This window comes from Vibrio sp. SCSIO 43132 (assembly GCF_019904195.1).
GTDB lineage: Bacteria > Pseudomonadota > Gammaproteobacteria > Enterobacterales > Vibrionaceae > Vibrio > Vibrio nigripulchritudo.
In genome coordinates, this window is record NZ_CP063199.1 from 656,902 (window position 1) to 675,391 (window position 18,490).

General features: G+C 46.8%; 16 protein-coding genes. 7 read left to right on the forward strand and 9 right to left on the reverse strand.

Annotated features, from left to right (window positions below; genetic code table 11):
• Window positions 1–31: 31 nt before the first annotated feature.
• Window positions 32–217, reverse strand: coding sequence for a DUF3545 family protein (locus tag INR79_RS03025; RefSeq protein ID WP_004397853.1), 186 nt, complete (start codon window positions 215–217; stop codon window positions 32–34).
• Between the two features lie 714 nt (window positions 218–931).
• Between INR79_RS03025 and INR79_RS03030 the strand changes: the two genes are divergently transcribed.
• Window positions 932–2,368 (forward strand): alanine/glycine:cation symporter family protein, encoded by a 1,437-nt coding sequence (locus tag INR79_RS03030; RefSeq protein ID WP_004397854.1) that lies wholly within the window; start codon window positions 932–934, stop codon window positions 2,366–2,368.
• Between the two features lie 99 nt (window positions 2,369–2,467).
• Window positions 2,468–3,244: a peroxide stress protein YaaA gene (gene yaaA, locus INR79_RS03035; protein ID WP_223095977.1), complete on the forward strand. Its 777-nt coding sequence runs from the start codon at window positions 2,468–2,470 to the stop codon at window positions 3,242–3,244.
• A gap of 71 nt (window positions 3,245–3,315) precedes the next feature.
• Here yaaA and INR79_RS03040 read toward each other — a convergent pair whose 3' ends face one another.
• Both INR79_RS03040 and INR79_RS03045 read right to left on the reverse strand, forming a co-directional pair.
• Entirely contained in the window at window positions 3,316–5,085 is a 1,770-nt protein-coding gene (locus INR79_RS03040; protein ID WP_223095978.1) for a family 20 glycosylhydrolase, read from the reverse strand.
• An 11-nt stretch (window positions 5,086–5,096) separates the two neighbouring features.
• The gene (locus INR79_RS03045; RefSeq protein ID WP_004397857.1) at window positions 5,097–6,170 is read right to left on the reverse strand and encodes an ROK family transcriptional regulator; all 1,074 of its coding nucleotides are present in this window, start codon (window positions 6,168–6,170) and stop codon (window positions 5,097–5,099) included.
• Window positions 6,171–6,407: 237 nt separating this feature from the next.
• Here INR79_RS03045 and INR79_RS03050 point away from each other — a divergent pair, with 237 nt between their 5' ends.
• From INR79_RS03050 to INR79_RS03065, 4 genes are all read left to right on the forward strand, one after another.
• On the forward strand, window positions 6,408–7,622 hold the full coding sequence (locus INR79_RS03050) for an ABC transporter substrate-binding protein (RefSeq protein WP_004397858.1): 1,215 nt from the start codon (window positions 6,408–6,410) through the stop codon (window positions 7,620–7,622).
• A gap of 74 nt (window positions 7,623–7,696) precedes the next feature.
• Window positions 7,697–8,629, forward strand: coding sequence for a carbohydrate ABC transporter permease (locus tag INR79_RS03055; RefSeq protein ID WP_004397859.1), 933 nt, complete (start codon window positions 7,697–7,699; stop codon window positions 8,627–8,629).
• Between the two features lie 9 nt (window positions 8,630–8,638).
• Complete coding sequence (locus INR79_RS03060; protein ID WP_004397860.1) at window positions 8,639–9,481, forward strand: carbohydrate ABC transporter permease; 843 nt, start codon at window positions 8,639–8,641, stop codon at window positions 9,479–9,481.
• Between the two features lie 2 nt (window positions 9,482–9,483).
• Entirely contained in the window at window positions 9,484–10,596 is a 1,113-nt protein-coding gene (locus INR79_RS03065; RefSeq protein WP_022589828.1) for an ABC transporter ATP-binding protein, read from the forward strand.
• Window positions 10,597–10,675: 79 nt separating this feature from the next.
• On the opposite strand, the gene INR79_RS03070 is transcribed toward INR79_RS03065, so the two are convergent.
• The 4 genes from INR79_RS03070 to INR79_RS03085 all read right to left on the reverse strand — a co-directional run bounded on the left by INR79_RS03070 (window position 10,676) and on the right by INR79_RS03085 (window position 14,649).
• A complete protein-coding gene (locus tag INR79_RS03070) occupies window positions 10,676–11,608 on the reverse strand; it encodes a hypothetical protein (protein ID WP_004397862.1) in 933 nt (310 codons plus the stop codon).
• A gap of 170 nt (window positions 11,609–11,778) precedes the next feature.
• The gene (locus INR79_RS03075; protein WP_262415377.1) at window positions 11,779–12,834 is read right to left on the reverse strand and encodes a DctP family TRAP transporter solute-binding subunit; all 1,056 of its coding nucleotides are present in this window, start codon (window positions 12,832–12,834) and stop codon (window positions 11,779–11,781) included.
• Between the two features lie 19 nt (window positions 12,835–12,853).
• Window positions 12,854–14,131, reverse strand: coding sequence for a TRAP transporter large permease (locus INR79_RS03080; protein ID WP_022549673.1), 1,278 nt, complete (start codon window positions 14,129–14,131; stop codon window positions 12,854–12,856).
• Window positions 14,125–14,649 (reverse strand): TRAP transporter small permease, encoded by a 525-nt coding sequence (locus INR79_RS03085; protein WP_022593924.1) that lies wholly within the window; start codon window positions 14,647–14,649, stop codon window positions 14,125–14,127. Before INR79_RS03085 ends, INR79_RS03080 begins: the two co-directional genes overlap by 7 nt.
• 551 nt (window positions 14,650–15,200) lie before the next feature.
• Here INR79_RS03085 and INR79_RS03090 point away from each other — a divergent pair.
• Window positions 15,201–16,064 (forward strand): MurR/RpiR family transcriptional regulator, encoded by an 864-nt coding sequence (locus INR79_RS03090; protein ID WP_022549675.1) that lies wholly within the window; start codon window positions 15,201–15,203, stop codon window positions 16,062–16,064.
• Window positions 16,065–16,139: 75 nt separating this feature from the next.
• On the opposite strand, the gene srmB is transcribed toward INR79_RS03090, so the two are convergent.
• Together srmB and INR79_RS03100 are read right to left on the reverse strand one after the other, a co-directional pair.
• A complete protein-coding gene (gene srmB / locus INR79_RS03095) occupies window positions 16,140–17,369 on the reverse strand; it encodes an ATP-dependent RNA helicase SrmB (RefSeq protein WP_223095979.1) in 1,230 nt (409 codons plus the stop codon).
• 369 nt (window positions 17,370–17,738) lie between these two features.
• Window positions 17,739–18,452 (reverse strand): tRNA1(Val) (adenine(37)-N6)-methyltransferase, encoded by a 714-nt coding sequence (locus INR79_RS03100; RefSeq protein WP_223095980.1) that lies wholly within the window; start codon window positions 18,450–18,452, stop codon window positions 17,739–17,741.
• Between the last annotated feature and the right edge of the window lie 38 nt (window positions 18,453–18,490).

Genomic DNA, 18,490 nt, shown 5'->3' on the forward strand with positions numbered 1-18,490 from the left:
ACGAAAAAGGCACCGAAAGGTGCCTTTTAAGTTATAAATCGATGTCGTCTAAGTCGTACTCGTTACAAACATCCATCTCCATAAGTTCACGTTGCAAGCGTTGTCTGTCCTTAATCGCTTCTATTTCACGCCATTTCCTTTTAGCTGGCTTAGAGCGTGTAGAGCGTGTCTGCTGACCATCCATAGCCATGATATCTTCGAGTTGAAAGCCATCCATATGCGACCTCTCTTTTCTTGTTATAAAGACTCCTAATTGGAGACTTTTAAGTAACATAATTGGCTGCAGAATAACCTTGATGTGTTTCTCATTTGTTTCTCTTTTATGAAGGTTTTATGAGAAACCCTGCGTAAATTCACAATTTGCGCGCAATTTCAATGTACAAAAAACGCGCGATCAGCATCAAATAAAGCAAATTTCTGACATTTATTTATGTTAAAGAAGCGTCCTCGTTGGTCACAAGGGTGAATATGCGAGTCATAATTTGTTCGCGGCAAAAAAATATTGGTGGGTGATGAATGGTTGTTCATTGGTGAAATTACCGAAAAGCTCGCTACGCAAAGGGTTGCGCTATATTTGTGGCACGCAGAATTTGACCTTTAGTGGATACGTTTTTTTGTAAATAATTTTTAGGTGCTTTGTATGGTTGTTGTGCGATATATGTTGTTTGTTGTGTTAATAGTTCGTGCAAATATAGTGAAAAATAACAAATAAATGAAATTAATTGCATATTGATTTTTGCGATGCAGGTCTGCATTATCCTCGCGGTCAAAATAATCACTCTGACATTCACATGACTAGATTCGGTGAAAAGAGCAGAGGCAGTACAGAGCAAAAAATACAACAATGAGGAATCCATTCCTCTCATTCTGTACTGAAAATGGGAGCACAGCGCTATGCTGTGTCGTTGTCATAACTCTATGCGAGGTTATCGTGGCAGATTTAATTCATTTGATGAACGATCTTCTTTGGGGATCGATTCTGGTTTATCTACTTGTCGGCGTGGGTGTTTACTTCACATTGCGCCTGGGTTTCATTCAGTTTAGACACTTTGGTCACATGTTCTCCGTTTTGAAGAACAGCCGAAAGTCAGACGCAGCAGGTATCTCTTCTTTCCAAGCACTTTGTACCTCTCTGGCTGCGCGTGTTGGTACTGGTAACATGGCCGGTGTAGCGGTTGCACTGACAGCGGGTGGCCCTGGTGCCATTTTCTGGATGTGGCTCATTGCCATGCTAGGTATGGCAACATCGTTTGCCGAAAGTACTCTGGCACAGCTATACAAAACCCGTGATGCCGACGGTAACTACCGTGGTGGTCCGGCTTACTACATGGAAAAAGGTCTGGGCATGCGTTGGATGGGCGTGTTGTTCTCTATTTTCCTCATCATCGCGTTTGGTCTGGTGTTCAACGCGGTACAGGCAAACTCCATTGCAGGTGCCATGCAAACGGCATTTGGTGTTGAAGCTAAATTCGTCGGTATTGCGCTTGTTGTGATTTCAGCGTTCATCATTTTTGGTGGTCTGCGCAAGATTGCTCGCACTGCTGAGCTAATTGTTCCTGTTATGGCTCTGGCGTACCTTGTGTTGGCGTTATTTGTCATGCTGACTAACCTTGAAAAAATCCCAGCTGTGCTGTCTCTGATCTTCAAGAGCGCATTTGGCCTGCAAGAAGCGGCGGCTGGTGGTTTGGGCTACGCGATTGCACAGGCAATGATTCAGGGTATCAAACGTGGTCTGTTCTCGAACGAAGCCGGTATGGGTTCTGCGCCTAACGCAGCAGCGTCTGCAACACCTTACCCGCCGCACCCTGCTTCTCAGGGGTACGTGCAAATGCTGGGTGTATTTACCGATACCATCGTTATCTGTTCAGCCACCGTAGCGATTATCCTGATGTCTGGTGAGTATGTACCTCACGGTGAAATCACTGGTATCGAGCTGACTCAGCGTGCATTGAGCAGCCAGGTGGGTGAATGGGGTGGCATCTTTGTTGCCGTAGCGATTTTCTTCTTCGCTTTTACATCCATCATCGCAAACTACTCTTACGCGGAAACCAACCTGATTTTCCTTGAACACAATCGCAAGCAGGGCTTGATCCTATTCCGTCTGATTGTTCTGGGTATGGTGATGTTTGGTTCAATGGCAACACTGCCAACCGTTTGGGGCTTGGCAGATGTGTCCATGGGCTTAATGGCGATTGTGAACCTTGTAGCCATCCTGTTGCTGTCAGGCATCGTGGTGAAGCTGGCGAAGGACTACAACAAACAGTTGAAAGCAGGCAAAGTGCCTACCTTTGATGTGAAAGATTACCCAGAGCTGCAATCTCAGCTTGAAGATGGTATCTGGGACAACAAAGACAAAGCGACTAAATAATAGACATCGCTAATCGATACGATTGGAAAAGCCATGCTGACTTAGCATGGCTTTTTTTATATGCTTACTACATAAAAACAGCCAAACAGAGTAAAAGTCATGCTTATCGTTGTATCACCTGCAAAAACACTGGATTACGAATCACCGCTTGCGACAGAGCGCTTTACGCAACCAACACTGGTTGAGCACAGTGCTGAGCTTATCAAGGAATGTCGAAAGCTTACGCCTGCAGACATTTCAGGTTTGATGAAGGTGAGCGATAAAATTGCAGGGCTAAATGCAGCAAGGTTTGAAGAGTGGAGCGAAACCTTCACTACCGAGAATGCGCGTCAGGCGATTCTGGCGTTCAAAGGCGATGTGTATACAGGGCTAGAGGCACAGTCTTTCTCCGAAGAAGAGTTTGATTATGCTCAGTCTCATCTGAGAATGCTATCCGGTCTTTACGGGTTGTTGAAGCCGCTGGATCTGATGCAGCCTTACCGATTGGAAATGGGTACTAAGCTTGGAAATGAGCGCGGTACTAACCTTTACCAGTTCTGGGGCAACATCATTACTGAAGAAGTCAACAAAGCGCTTGAAGAGCAAGGTGATAACGTATTGGTTAACCTGGCGTCTAATGAGTACTTTAAGGCTGTGAAAGCGAAAAACGTGGATGGCACTATCATCACGCCAATCTTTAAAGATTGTAAGAATGGTCAGTACAAGGTGATCAGTTTCTTCGCTAAGAAAGCGCGCGGCATGATGGCTCGCTACATCATTCAGAACAAAGTGGATTCAGTGGAAGCGTTGACCAAATTTGACACTGCTGGCTACTACTTTGACGAAGCAGAATCCACGGCAACAGAACTTGTCTTTAAGCGCGAAGAGCAAAAATAATAGAACTGAATTTAAAAAAGCCCCGACGGTGATGACTGTTGGGGCTTTTTAGTATTGAACTCGAGTTCAGGTTATTGAGAAAGCAGCTGTCTGAGATATTGAAGGCGCGCCATGCTCTGCTTGCAGCCACCAAGACGGAACTTTTCCTGCCAGAGAATCGCATATTCCGACTCGATATCAGCCACCATTCTAACCAGTTTTCGTTTGAGCGAATTTGGGAAACTCTCCACTTCACGGCACTGATTTTGTGCATATCCGATAGCGATTTCAGTGGCCAGTTTCATGGTTTTAAGCGTCCACAGTAATTCACTTTTCAGCGTACTTTCCCTTTCCCCGTCTAACTTGCTTTCCATTGCAGTCAACGACATGATGCTTTGTTGCATCTTCTCTGTGCCTTCGAGCTGTGCTCGGCGAATGTGGCGACGCGATTTCTGATCGAACACAAATGGTCCATAAAAGGCGCAGTTGGGGGTAGTGACACCAGAGTCCAGATATGCATCTTGTACTTCTAACAAGGCATCTGTCAGGCTTTGATATTCTTTACCCCAGAAAGCGCCCAGTACTTTGCTCATTGGAATGTCCTGATGCTGGGCTTCTCCCCAGGCCATTGCCGCCCCGAACACGTATGCGGGCAGTGAGAAAGAAAACTGCTGGGCGTGCCCCATGTCGCCCCATTCAGAAATTTGATACCCCTGACCGCCGTACTTCAACGCAGAAATAGCGGCGCGTCTCATGTGCACTTGCGCCGACTTCCAGCGCCCCGCTACAGAAGCAAACGTATTGGTTGAAACCACAACCTGAAAAGGGTAACCAAACTCAGCCAGTCTGGCGTGTTCTTCATCGTATGGATGGTCTTCTTCGTATCCCCAGTTGAGCAGTTCCAGCTCTTTAGGGAGGTGAGGCAGGATTTCCGGATACCGGAACAGCATGTCACTGAAGATTTGGCAATACATTCCGCGCTGGCGTGCCAGTTCCAACACCTTATTGAGATAGTTGAGGTATACCTGACCCTGCCCGAGAGATTCACACTCCGCCTTACTGCCATCTACACCTAAATCCATGGTTTCATCAAAATTGATGTTCAATGTTTTACTGGAAAAGTTGGGCAGCAGTTCATCCAGCAGGTCAGTAATAAAGCCAGGTACATCTGGCGACACAGGGTTTAAGCCAAATGATTCCGGGCGAAAGTCCCCTCGTTGATCATAAAAACCAGACGTCTGCTCAGCTAAGTAGGTGTATTCCGGATGACACAGCCATTTTTCCATATGACCAAATGTTGCCTGATTAGGGATAAGCTCGATGCCTTTGGTTTTACAGTAATAATCCAGAGCCCGAATTTGTTGTGGAGTCAGCGGATCGTAGTCCTGCCAGACCGTGTGGTGCTGTTGGTAAGCAAAAGTGTGCTCGGTATAAAACTGTAACTGGTTGATCCGCAGAGAAGACCAGAAGTCGATCAATTCAAACAGCGTGTCCATGGTCGGGATCTTGTCACGGCTCACGTCCAGAATAATGCCGCGTTGCGGAAAATCCGGCTGATCGAACAAAGTCAGAAATGGCAATGAAGAGGCGCACTGATCCACAAGCTGATTGATCAAGTGGTGGGCATACAAGATCCCAGATTCATCTTTGTATTGGATCAACACCAGTTGTCTGGTGATCTGAATACCAAATGCCTGATCACTGAAGTCACTGCACATCTGGTATTCCACCATGGGTGATGAAATTCGCTCCCCCATGACTTTTGGGATCATGCCCTTTGAAAGACCAGGAATAAACAGCTCGCCCTGCTCAAAGGTGAGAGATTTAGGAGCGGGAAACAAAGATGGGCATTTATCTGCCATACAGACCTCGATTAAATACGGCTAGGGGAGGGCAAGACGCTAAACAGTGCAATGTCTTTAGTGATGAGTTTTTGCCAGGCCATTGCTGCGGCACCGGCTGAAACAGCCTGTGTTCCAAGCGTTGAGAAACTGATGTTAGGGTTCCAGGTTTTTGGTCCATCAGTTTTAGAAAGCTTTTGATCAATGTACGAAACCAGATTCGCACCATAACGCTGCGCTTCACCACCAATAATTAAGTGATGAATGTTCATAAGACGCCCCAAAAGCACTAACGAAGAAGCGAACTCCTGAAGAATTAAGGTCAGGTCGGCAGACTCTTTGCCATTCACTAGCTCACTTTTGTACTGACCAGCAGAAAAGTCGTCACCATAAAACAAGTCGTTGTTCAGGACGAACCCCAAACCGATCCCCAAATGTTCCGAGTCGGTGTTCCTATGGTGTGAAGTAAACAGCACGTACAGGAAATTGTCCGTCGGTTCGCGTCGGGTCTGCATCATTTCACCCCACGCCGCGCAGTTGGCATCGTTGTCGATGAAAATCGGGTACGCGAAAATCTGGCTCAATTGATCAACCAGAGCCAGAGGCTTATCAATTTCCAGAGCGTTCGACAGCGACACCTGACCGCTTTCAGGGTCAACAAGACCAGGAAGCCCGATACCGATAGCTAAAATGTTGTCGAACTTGGCTTCAATTTCTTTCAGAACAGGAGTCAAAACGTGTGCAATTTCTGAAATCACCCCACGGGTTGGCTGAAATGGAATGATAGTACGGTATACGATCAGGCACTCCACATTCACAACTGACACATTGATCACGCTGTCAGTCAGTTCGATTCCAACCAGTACTCCAATGTCACTGTTAAGTGAAAGAGACACTTTTGGACGACCGCCTTTGCTATTGGCGGGTTTAGCCGTGACTTCTGAAATCAGATCTTTCTCAGTAAGCAGACTCACAATTTTGGTGATCGTCGATTTATCCAAACCCAGCTGTTCGGCAACCTCTACCCGCGATATGCGGTTATGACGCCAGATACAATCGAGCACTCTGGATAAGTTAACAATCTTGCTGTTTTGGCTAGGCTTCATAGTTAAGTTGATGATGGAAACTAAATGATTATGTTCTTTATAGCGACTTCAATTTGAGGAATCAAGAATAAAAAGTAAACGAATTTCTTTGATTGAGTGAAGTATGATCCGTACGACCTTTCTTATTTTTCGTTGATAATTTTGTTAACTAAATGTGATCACGATCGTTGTATAGCACAAAAAATCGCCTAGATTATATGGTTAGTTTCCCGTGTAAACTAACTAGAGGATAAAACGATGAAGTTTAAGAAAGGAGTAAAAGCGCTGGTTGCACTTACGGCATTTACAGTGGCTTTACCCATCTCTGCTATTGCAGAAGAAACCCTAACCATATGGACATGGCGCAAACAGGAGCGTCCTCTATGGGAAGCAGTCTCAAAGAACATGAAAGATGTCGATATTAAAGTCGAGGTCTTTAAAGGTGTGGATTACAACTCTCGTTTACGCCTTGGTTTACAAAGTGATGGTGGACCTGATCTGTTTCAGGGGCGCCCGGGTGCTTCTTTTATTGATCAATACGCGAAAGCAGGTGTGATCAAACCTGTTGGCAGCGATGTGGATCTCTCAGGTATTTCTCCGGCAACGCTTGGGGCTGCAACGGGATCCGACGGAAAGGTCTACGGTGTACCTTTTGCTGTTCAAACCGTTCAGATCATCTACAACAAAGACATTTTCGACAAGCACAACCTGACAGAACCGAAGTCTCTGGAAGAGTTTGAGCAGGTCATGAAAACGCTGAAAGCAGCAGGTGTTACCCCTCTTGAAGTTCCGGGGCGTGCAGGCTGGGCACTTGCCATGATGAGTGCAGGTTTAGAAGCAGGCTTATCTGGCGATGAGATGGCGAAAGTGGCTACACGTGACGAGCCGTTTACTGCCAGTGGTTACCAAAAAGTGGTGGACACATTTGCGACCTGGAAGCCATACATCAACCCGTCAGCGGCAGCGCAGGACTATAACGGCATGCGTGCAAACGTGGCACTTGGCGATTCAGCCATGATTATTGATGGCTTATGGTCGACGTCGCCATTATCCACCATTGCTCAGACTAATCCGGATGCGAATTTGGGTCTAATGCCAGTCCCTGGTGCAGGTGGCAAGGTCTATGCTTTTGCTGATGGTGCGTATTTGGTGAATGCCAACAGCGAGAAAAAAGCCGCAGCAGACAAACTGCTGGCGTATACCGCAACCAAAGAGTTTGCGCAGCTTTTTGCTGACCACGTGGGCGAGTTATCAACCTACGCAAGCGGCATTAAATACGAAGGTGCTCATCAGGCTGAAGCGGCGACGTTTGTGTCTAACCAAGCTCAGGCACACCTGACCTGGAAAGGTCCTTTCAATGTTCAGTATGAGGAAGTTGTAGGTCCTGCTTTCCAGAAGTTCTTAGCAGGCAAAGTCGACAGCAAAGGTCTGTCGAGTGAAATTGAAAAAGGCTTTAAAGCTAAAAATCTGTAAAAGCCAACATCTGTAAAAACAGAAGAAAGACGGCGACCTGATAACCAGGTCGCCTACATACCGCTGGAGTCAGTATGACCGAGTTTTCCCGCCCCAAAGGATTGAGTTTCAAGCAGAAAGAAAAGATTCAGTACATGTTGCTGCTGATTCCCGGTTGCTTGTTGTATGGGGTTTTTAATCTTTTGCCCTTATTCGGCACTCTTGTGCTTTCATTTTTTGACTGGCCAGGCATAGGTCCTGCCACATTCGTTGGATTCGACAATTTCACTAAGTTGCTGACAGATGATTACATGAGCACGCAACTGTGGAATTCGTTTTACCAGACCGTACTATTTTTCGCGATTTGTATCTCTGTCTTCCTCATTTTAGGCACGACCTTCGCCTTGCTGCTGAGCTGGAATACTGCAGGTAAAGCCGGGTACAAATTGCTGTTCTTTATGCCTTATCCGCTGGCCGCCGTAGCGGTTGCGTTCTTAGGGCAGCTTATTGTTGATGTTCGTGGTCCGCTGAATCAACTTCTTCTGAACTGGGATGTCATCACCGCGCCTCTGATGTTCTTAGGGGATGAAAGTTCGGCGTTGCCAACCATTGCCATGTTCCAGTCATGGCAAAAACTGGGCTTTTCTATCATGTTGATTTTGTCTGCCATTCTTGGCGTTCGCTCCGACTTGTTAGAAGCGGCAGTACTGGATGGCGCAAACCGCTGGCAGTGCATTAAGCACGTGGTATTTCCTGTGCTTACCCCTGCGTTTGTTCTGATTACCATCCTTACGATGGTAGACGTATTCAATAATGCGGAATACGTGTTGATTCTTATGGGACCGGATGCTGGACCTTACTACTCCACCGACATCATGGGGACGTTCCAGTACCGAACTGCCTTTGGAACCAGTGGTGGTTCAGGAACAGCAGACCTTGGTATGGCAGCTGCAATAGGCATGGTGATATCGGTTCTGATTTTGCCAGCGTCGATTTACTTGGCACTGCGCAACATGCGTAATCGATAGGGGGAAGACATGGAACGTATATTCAAACTTAAACCCCTTGAGCAGGTCGTTGTACAGTTTCTACTACTGATATGGGCATTGATTGTCGCTCTGCCGTTTGGTTTGGCCTTCATTAACTCGGTGAAAGGCAATCTTGGGCAGGTGATTCGCTCGCCATTTGGTATGCCGCAAGAATGGCATTTCGAGAACTATCTCAGTGCATGGGAACAAGCGAATTTCAGCAGCTATTTCTTAAACTCTCTGATCATCAGCTTAGGTACGGTAGTGCTGGCGGTGGCGTTCAGTACCATGGTGGCCTTTGTTCTGGCTCGGGTTCAGTTCAGAGGCAACAAGCTGATTTTCATCCTGTTTATGCTGGGAGTGATTGTTCCGCTTCGTCTGGCAATGGCACCTCTGTTTGTGGTGGTGCAAAGCTTAGATTTGTTGAACTCTTTGCTCGGTATCATTCTGGTTCAGGCAGCGAGCATGATGCCGGTGGCGGTATTTATTCTCAGTACCTTCTTTAAGAACTTGTCACCAGAAATAGAACAGGCAGCACGGGTGGATGGTGCTCTGCCATTCCAGATTTACTGGCGCATTGTGCTGCCACTGGTGAAGCCTGCAATCGCAACGGTGGCGCTGCTTTCCTTTGTGAGTGCCTGGAACGAATACATCTTCCCACTCTTATTCTTGCAAGACAGAGATCTCTACCCACTGACGTTGGGTTTGCAGGAGTTCCAGAACGAATTTGCCATCCAGTGGCACATGATGTTCGCAGGACTAATCATCATGATGGCACCAACATTGATCGCATTCTTGCTGGCATCCAAAGCCTTTATTCAAGGTTTGACTCAAGGTGGAATTAAGGAATAACCATGGCTCAAGTAGTACTCAAAAACATCAAAAAATCGTATGGAAAAGTGGATGTTCTGAAAGGCATCGACCTTGAAATCAATGATAAAGAATTCGTCACCTTTGTCGGACCGTCTGGCTGTGGTAAATCCACTTTACTGAGAATGATTTCCGGGCTGGAAGAGCCGACATCGGGCGAGATTTTTATTGATGGACGAGACGTGACCGATGAAGCACCAGCTGATCGCGAGATTGCCATGGTGTTCCAGTCTTATGCGTTGTACCCACAAATGACAGTGCGTGAAAACATGTCGTTTGCCCTGTCTATCGACAAGCAGCCCAAAGAAGAGATCAAACAAAAAGTCGATCACGCTGGTAAGTTGCTGAAACTGGACCAGCTCTTTGACCGCTTACCCAAAGAACTGTCGGGCGGACAGCGCCAGCGCGTGGCGATTGGTCGTGCGATTGTGCGTAACCCGAAACTGTTCCTGTTTGATGAGCCTTTGTCTAACCTCGATGCTGAGCTTAGGGTCGATATGCGAATTCAGATCGCCGAGCTGCACCGCACTTTAGCGACCAGCATGGTGTACGTCACACATGATCAGGTTGAAGCCATGACACTGGCAGACAAAATTGTGGTGCTCAGAGATGGTTGTGTTGAGCAGGTAGGACCGCCGCTGGAGCTGTATTACCATCCGCAGAACCAGTTTGTTGCAGGCTTTATTGGTTCGCCGAAAATGAACTTCATTCCAGTGACCGTGCTAGAGGCGAGCGTATCGCAAACCACTGTCAGCATAGCGGATCACTACACATTGACCTTGCCAAGAAATGGCGAGCATCTGTCAGCAGGCGATCGCATTACACTTGGTATTCGTCCCGAGCACTTAACCGTTCGTGACGACGTGGAAGAAGGACGTTGCATTGTGCCTATGACCATCAATGTTGCTGAGTATCTTGGTGCGGTGTCTTACGTGCATTGCTATTCGGGTGACATTGAAAAGCTCAGCCTAATGCTGGATGGAGAAGAGGCGGTGTCCTTGAAACTGGATAACGGTCAGATTCTGCATGTGGAACTCAGAGAGCAGTATTGCCATTTGTTCGACATCGACCAGCAGGCGCTACCATTGGCGAAGTAAGAACATCATTTCAGATTGAAATCATAATAAAGCCGCCATATCAGGCGGCTTTTCTTATATCACTTTCTGATGACAGCATTTACTGGCTAAGAATCGCTTTCATACGCTCAATAACTTCTGGCGAATTCACCACTGGTGAACGCAGCATCAATAGTGCGAAGTTGTCTGCCAGAATTTCTTCCGGGTGAATAATGTAGTTGGTGTTAGTACCCACCTGCTCAAAGAAACCAGTCAGTTCGGCACGACCGACGATAACAGGCTCGTCATCATCGTAGGTCCACTCGCCATGTTGGTCTGCGACAACTAAGAATTTGAATTGCAGGTAGTTAAAGAATTCACCACCTTTTTTCAGGTCGTACTTTTCAGATACTGAATACAGGATAGGCATTGCCCAGACCTGCTCGTTATTCAAGCCGACTTTAATGGCGTAGTCGTTGACGGGAGCATCAGGGTTGGTGATTTTTCTGTCTTCCAAATCATCTGGGAATTCAATTTCCCCAACATGTTGGAAGCCAATACTGTTGTACAGTTCATCTTTCTTAACTGGGTTCAGGCGAGAGTAAATATGGAAAATTTCATGCGCCATAATTCGCTTTAGCTCGATACCCAGTTCCAACTTGTCTCTTTGAAGTATGATGGCTTTGCCTCGCGTGTAAGCGGCAGTACCTTCTTCCTTACCCGTCGTCAGAATCATTTTGATTTCTTTAGGCAGGTCGAGCGGATACTTTGCTAACTCTTTTTGCAAGTTCTCATACACTTGAGTGACTTTGGTTTTGTCTTCCGCGGTCCAGTCCAACGTGTTGGAACGAACAAAACGGCGAAATTCCGGCTTGATAACGTGATCTTCCGTTTTCATTCGCGCTTCCATATCGAACTGACTCAGACGACGCATAAAGGCGTCATTTTTTCCAAGTTCTTTGGCGGACTGTTTGGCGTTGAGAAACGTTAATTCAGGAGTGGCGAGGCTGGAAAAGCTGACGCTAACCAGAGCTGCAACCAACAGGGCTTTCATTGTTTTCAAAATTACCTCCAACTGCTTTTGAACAAATGAAAGTATTCTGAGGAGGTAAGGTCAACTTGACAGCCTTTTATTGGAAGCGGGGATCAGAAATGCGATCAATATTAAATTGAATGCATATAGGGCTGCATTATCGCAGCCCTATAGTGAAAGAAGGTATGGCTTTACTGAAGATAGGAAGACTGATTTGCTTTATCGACTTCGCTTAAGAACAGGTTCAGCAGTTCTTCTCCTTTTTTACCGTGTGTTTCTTTGATGTAAGCTTTGATCGTTGGCTGAGTTACGTCGCGCATTTGTTGGCGTTGTGCATCGGTCAATGAGTTCACTTTCATTTTCTTCTTCAACCCTTCCAATCCACGGTCTTCAGAGGCTTCAATCAGGCGAGATAAACCACGGTTGGCACTCAGAGCAATTTGCACCGCATCACGGACAATTTTTTGCTCGTTGGCAGACAAGCCATCAAAGAAATCACGGTTGATCATAAAGGTATACGGGGCAAACAGGTGGTTGGTCAGAGTCAGGTACTTCTGCACTTCGTTGAACTTGGCAAATGAAACGGTAGGAATTGGGTTCATTTGCCCGTCAATTACGCCTGTTTGCAAGGAAGAATATACTTCGCCCCAAGCCAGCGGGTAAGCTTGAGCCCCCAGAGACTGAATGATCTTCTGGTGTGTTGGCAACGTCATGGTACGAATGCGCAGCCCTTTGAAATCGTCCAGAGATTCCAGCGCACGTTTTGAGTTAGTCACCGAGAAGAAGCCACCTGTATCAGGGAAACCCAGTACGCGGACGTCTTTCATTTCAGATTCAATATCACTGGCTAATGCCTTACCAAATGCCCCGTCCAGTACATCGTAAGTCGCAGCATTGTTATTGAACGCAAAAGGTACGTCTAAGATACCAATGCGAGGGTAATAACCGGCCAATGCCCCAACGGAAGATAAAGTGCCCTGTAGCTGACCATCTTTAACCATCTGAATATGCTCTTTGGCACTGCCAAGCTGGTTACTCGGAAAGACCTGCACTTTAATTTCGCCATTAGAAGCGGTCTCAACAATGTTTTTAAACACACCAGTAAAGGCATGCGCCGGATTTTCCATCATGTCGGCTTTGTTGTCATGACCAATGCGAAGTACTTTTGCAGCCATAGAATAGGGGGCAGCCAGTAGGGAGGTGGCAAGGGTTACCGCCAGCAGCGATTTGGTTAAATGCTTCATCATTACTCCTTTAATGTTTTGGTTAGTACCCAAGCAGTCTTGGTATGAACAGGACTAAGTCGGGGAAGTACGCGATAGTGAACAGCAAAAGCAGCTGTCCGAATAAAAAGGGCATCAGCTCCTTGGATATGCCTTCTATCCGAGCGCCCGTGACCGAAGACAAGACGAACAGACAAGCGCCTATTGGTGGTGTCATCAGAGAAATATTGAGTGCCAGCACAAACACAATGCCTGCATGCAGAGGGTGCATACCGATTTCTGCCGTCAGTGGTACAAGGATGGGGGCAAGAATGATCAACATGACATTGATGTCCATGAGCATGCCGACCACCAGAAGCAAACTGATGATCAAAAACAGAATTACATTTGGATTATCGGATAGCGAGATAAAGATATCGGCGATCATTTGTGGAATCTGGTTGAAGCTGAGCCACCAACCCAGAATCGATGCAGACCCGATGATCAGATAAATTACCGCGGAAATCTGAGCCGTGCGCACCACCATTTGAAACAGTGCCGGAAAGGTGAGGTTGCGATAGATAAGAAACCCGATGATTAGAGCGTATGCTACCGCAATGGATGCGGCTTCCGTTGGGGTTACGATACCAAACACAATGCCGCCCAAAATAATAAGGGGCATCAACAGAGCCAGTGCAGAATGTCGGAAATGCTTTAACACTTCGGTCAGTGAAGACTTCTCGCTCATCTTTGGCAGGTTTTTACGCTTGCCCATGGCAGCGATGATCGCCATACAGACAAAACACACCAGTAACCCGGGCAATATACCCGTTGCAAACAGACCACCAATGGATACCCCCATTAAGGACCCGTAGACCACCATCAACCCGGAAGGTGGAATAGTGGGACCAATGATGGAACCTGCCGCAGTTACAGCGCAGGCGTACGAACGGCTGTAGCCTTGTTTTTCCATGGCAGGAACCAGCGTTCTTCCAAATGCTGCGGCGTCAGCAGTCGCGCTGCCTGTAATCCCTGAAAAGAAAACGGATGCCACCATATTGGAGTGCGCTAAGCCTCCACGAAAATGCCCCACCAACGCTTCCGCCAGATAAACCAAGCGATTAGTGATGCCCGTATGGTTCATGATTTCACCCGCGAGAATGAAAAATGGCATCGCAAGGAATGGGAAAATGTTTAAGCCGTTGAAGACTTTACTCGGAGCCAGAGACGCAAAGTGTGCTCCCCCCATTTCGAACATACCTGTTAGCCCAGCAACACCGAGCGCTATGGCAATAGGAGCACCTAGCAGCATCAATATCAGGAATAGACCACCGACTAGCATGGCGTCTCCTCCTGTGAAGCTATTTTATTGGCTGGGGGAGTGAGCCCGGCACAATCTTCAATCCAGACCAATAAAGCCTGAAAACCCGAAAGCGCAAAAGTCACCGGAACGGCTGCATAGGCATAGGACATAGGCAGAGCGAAAACCGTTGAAAGCTGATTTGCACCTTTCATGGCGAAGAAGTACCCAAGGTAGGCAATATAGAAAAAGAACAGGCAGGTGAGTAAGCCGAGTGTTCGCTTTATCAGAGTCTGTATAGGCTGGGGAAATCGTCGAACAACAAACTCCAGCCCCATATGCTCTCGTCCAGCGGTGCAGCAGGGAACGGCCATTAAGATCGCCCAGATCATGATGTAGCGGGCGAGTTCTTCAACCCACACCAGTTGCCACTGAAATACATAGCGATCAAGAACACCGATCCACACGTCCAGAATCAGCATAATCATTAAGATCCCGACGATGAACTGGTTAACTCGATTGAGAGTTTGTTTTATATGAGGTACGACAGAAAACGACATGGCGACGGCGGCTCCTTCCAGTCAGCAATGATTTTATTGATAGAGTTGTGCTTTGCTTGGAAGATAATTTAGTCACTATGATTGTTTATAACTGATAAAACGATCACAAATATGTTAGTTTCTAACATTGAATGTGGTTGTTTTGTAACTGATTGAAAAATAAAATATTGTCAGTCTACATTGTTTTGGTAAAACAAAAACTATCACGATCTAATTGATTGTTTTGTGGTCTTAATTTGCTCGTTTTTTCCTCTTGTTGCAAAAAAGTAACAACACACACATTTTGTGTTGTTATTTGAAATGGATCACGATTAGAGACCAGATGAAGTAGGTATCGTTCTTTGAGTTATTTAATCTAATTGTTTAATTAATAAAGATAAAATTGATAGTGTGTAATGGGGTTAGTCGTTGCCTTGAACGGATACTAAGCCTTGGGGATAAGCGTATTTTGTATCGCAATCTACCGACTTGAGAGGTTAGGGGTATAGATAGTGTGGTAATTATGTTAGAAAGTATCTAACCAAATGAAAACTTCATACTGAGAGCAATCCGTGTCTGTCGATATCGATATTCTTTCCAAAATCAGTGAGCGATATACCAGTCTTCGCGAAGCAGAAAAAAAAGTGGCGAATTTCATTGCTGATGATCTGGCATCTGCTGCTAACGCCAGTATTACCGAGATGGCGCAACAGGCGAGTGTCAGTGAGGCGACCATCACCCGTTTTGCAAAAGCCGTCGGGTGCATCAATGTTCGTGATCTCAAGATAAAACTGGCGCAGTCGCTGGCGGTGGGGCAGCGTTTCATTGATGAACCGATAGATCAAACTGGGATGCAGGGGATTTACGAATCCATCAAGCATTCTATGGATCTCAACCGAAAAGTCATTGATGAAGCAGACGTGAAACAGGCTGCGGAATGGATCCACAATGCTCGCCAGACTCTGGCGGTTGGAATGGGTGGTGGGTCCACTATGATATCGCAGGAATTTCAGCATCGCTTATTCCGCTTAGGCTATCCGGTTGCCGCTTACAATGACGGCTTGCTTTCACGCATGGTCGCGGCAACCGCAGACAGCAATGATGTGCTGGTGGTGATGTCGGTTACCGGATATACACCAACGATTCTTGAAGTGGCAGAAACAGCAAAGCAGTATGGCCTGAAGGTGATCGCCATTACCAGTCAGGGCAGCCCGCTTTCAGAAGTATGTGATTTGACATTGCCCATTGTCATTCAGGAAACGGATTTTATCTATAAACCTTCAGCGTCACGATACGCGATGCTGGCGCTGGTGGATGTGATTTCAATGGAACTGGCCGTCAGCCATAAAAGACGATCTCGTGATCGGTTACGCCGACTGAAAGTGGCGCTTGATTCACACCGTGGTGGTGGAGACAGGCAGCCTCTTGGTGACTAGGTCTGAAGATGAATACAAAAAGGCAGCGAAATCGCTGCCTTTTATACTTCTTTATATTTAATATTGAAGAAAAGATTACTTCTTCTTTTTCTTAGCGCCTTTTTTCTTGTCGGCTTTCTTCGCTTCTTTCTTCTTGTTCTTTTTCTTGAATACTGGCTTTTTGTGCTGCGGTCTCATGCCTTCAATAAAGCGCTCTTTGATGTCTTCTTTGGTGTAACGAGCGACGCGATCCAGCATCGGCTGGTCGTGCGCCTCAACGATAGACAACGCATTTCCTTTTTTACCAGCACGAGCGGTTCGACCAATTCGGTGCAGGTAAACATCCGCTGTACGAGGCATGTCGAAGTTGATGACATGAGATACGTCTGGCAAATCGATACCACGCGCGGCCACATCGGTTGCCAGCAGAACGTTCACTTCACCATCGCGGAAACGGCGAATGGCGTTGTTACGTCGATCTTGCGGCATCTCACCCTGAATCCACGCACAGGTAATTTGGTCACTCTCTAATTTAGAACGCAAGTCCGCCAGGCGATCGCGTGTTTTTAAGAATACAATGGAACGTTCCGCCTGTTCGGTTACCACGTGCTTAAGAAGCTGATATTTGTGCTCCATGGAGTCGGCGCGGTGATACCACTGAGTGATTTTTTTGCGTTCGCGGCGAGAAGGTTCTGCATCCAGCTCGGCTGGATTTTTCAAAAGATCCGCTGTGAAGCCTTCCACACCACGACCTTCAAGCGTTGCCGAGAACAACATAGACTGTTTACGCCAGCGACACTCTGCTGATAAGCGGTCAACTGTCGGGCCAAAACCCATATCCAGCATGCGATCCGCTTCATCCAGTACCAGCCATTCAATAGCGCGGCAGTCAAAACGCTCCGCTTCAATGTATTCCATCAAACGACCCGGTGTCGCGACCACGATATCTTGTGTGGTGGATAGAATATCCGCGTGCTCCTGATACTGAACCCCGCCAGTAATGGTGAAGATCTTCAAGTTTGTGTACTTCGCCAGAGCTCTGGCTTGATCCGCAACCTGCATCGCCAGCTCACGAGTTGGTGTCAGGATCAGAATACGTGCAGGTCCCGCTTTACGACGCGGAAAATCTTGCAAATATTGCAGTGCAGGAATGACGAAAGCGGCGGTTTTACCAGTTCCGGTAGGGGCTGACGCGAGGATATCGCGACCATCCAGTGCTTGCGGAATTGCTTCAGCCTGAATTTGAGTTGGGCGTTCGTATCCCATCTCTTCAATGGCTTCCAACAGATTTGGATCGAGTTCGAGTTCAGCAAAAGTTCTGATCACAGTGGGTCTCCACAAGCGTGTGAATGATTAATTGGGCGCGAATTATATACCCAAGTAACCTCAAGATGCTAGGTTCAGCGAGATTTAACAGGCTTTCAGACAAGGCATCGATTTGAAGATCTAGTGGCTCTAAATCAAAAATCGGTAACGCAGTATGAAAGCCAGCTAAACTCGCCCTTGGGAGCCCATATTCTGTCCCATTTCATCGTCAAAGAACTTGGAAAGGACGGGTCATTCCGCTGCGTTCCTGATTTTTAAGTAGAGAGGCTTGAACTGAAACAGAATATGAGGCTCTGAATCCTGCATCTTGAGGTCACTTGGGTATACACCCATAACCCATCAGATAAAACGCATTTTCCAGCAGGATCTTTACATCTTTAAGTAAAAGCCTTGGGTAAGAGCAATGAATTCTGAACTGTAGCCATTACCCTGGTTGATCACTAAAGAGGACTCTTGCGTTTCACACGGCTGTTTGGTCAGGGTAAAAAGCAGTCGGGTTACTGGTTTTCGAACGGTTGTCTGAACACGACAACACTGAGATAAGTGCCAGCCTTGCGCCTGTGCGATCTCGATGCATTGTTCCCCTTCAACCACAGGCAGCACAAAGCTTGCTATGCCTGTATCAGTAAGGTGTGCCCAGCAGGTTTTCATTAAAGCGCTGTGAGTTAGCGTATTGGTGTGGCGGGCGTCGGCACGACGGGTGTCTGATGCTTGTTCTCCGCTGTTGAAGTAAGGCGGATTACAGATAATGGCGTCGAATTGGGTATCGAATGACAGGTTTAATATATCGCCACAAACAGGACGTATCTTTTGGCTCCAGGGGCTGTCTGCAAAATTTAAGCTTGCAGTTTCAAAGGCATCTTGCTCTAGCTCAACTGCGGTAATCACGAGGTTGTCATCGGATCTCTGAGCGCACATTAAAGACAGTAAACCAGTCCCAGTACCAATATCCAGCAGTTGACCGGCAGGTGGGATTGAAGCCCAGGCACCCAGTAATACGCCATCGGTACTGACTGGCATTCCACTACGACCACCGCGAATCTTAAACTGTTTGAATTGAAAGTCTTTGGTTCTGTTCTTCATATGCTGGTTTGGTCGAGTGGTTAAATATATTAAATTCT

Coding starts and splice junctions, on each gene's coding strand:
- yaaA (WP_223095977.1), top strand. CDS start 2,468: ATGCTTATCGTTGTATCACCTGCAAAAACACTGGATTACGAATCACCG.
- INR79_RS03045 (WP_004397857.1), bottom strand. CDS start 6,170: ATGAAGCCTAGCCAAAACAGCAAGATTGTTAACTTATCCAGAGTGCTC.
- INR79_RS03040 (WP_223095978.1), bottom strand. CDS start 5,085: ATGGCAGATAAATGCCCATCTTTGTTTCCCGCTCCTAAATCTCTCACC.
- INR79_RS03055 (WP_004397859.1), top strand. CDS start 7,697: ATGACCGAGTTTTCCCGCCCCAAAGGATTGAGTTTCAAGCAGAAAGAA.
- INR79_RS03100 (WP_223095980.1), bottom strand. CDS start 18,452: ATGAAGAACAGAACCAAAGACTTTCAATTCAAACAGTTTAAGATTCGC.
- INR79_RS03025 (WP_004397853.1), bottom strand. CDS start 217: ATGGATGGCTTTCAACTCGAAGATATCATGGCTATGGATGGTCAGCAG.
- INR79_RS03075 (WP_262415377.1), bottom strand. CDS start 12,834: ATGATGAAGCATTTAACCAAATCGCTGCTGGCGGTAACCCTTGCCACC.
- INR79_RS03085 (WP_022593924.1), bottom strand. CDS start 14,649: ATGTCGTTTTCTGTCGTACCTCATATAAAACAAACTCTCAATCGAGTT.
- INR79_RS03050 (WP_004397858.1), top strand. CDS start 6,408: ATGAAGTTTAAGAAAGGAGTAAAAGCGCTGGTTGCACTTACGGCATTT.
- INR79_RS03060 (WP_004397860.1), top strand. CDS start 8,639: ATGGAACGTATATTCAAACTTAAACCCCTTGAGCAGGTCGTTGTACAG.
- INR79_RS03080 (WP_022549673.1), bottom strand. CDS start 14,131: ATGCTAGTCGGTGGTCTATTCCTGATATTGATGCTGCTAGGTGCTCCT.
- INR79_RS03065 (WP_022589828.1), top strand. CDS start 9,484: ATGGCTCAAGTAGTACTCAAAAACATCAAAAAATCGTATGGAAAAGTG.
- INR79_RS03070 (WP_004397862.1), bottom strand. CDS start 11,608: ATGAAAGCCCTGTTGGTTGCAGCTCTGGTTAGCGTCAGCTTTTCCAGC.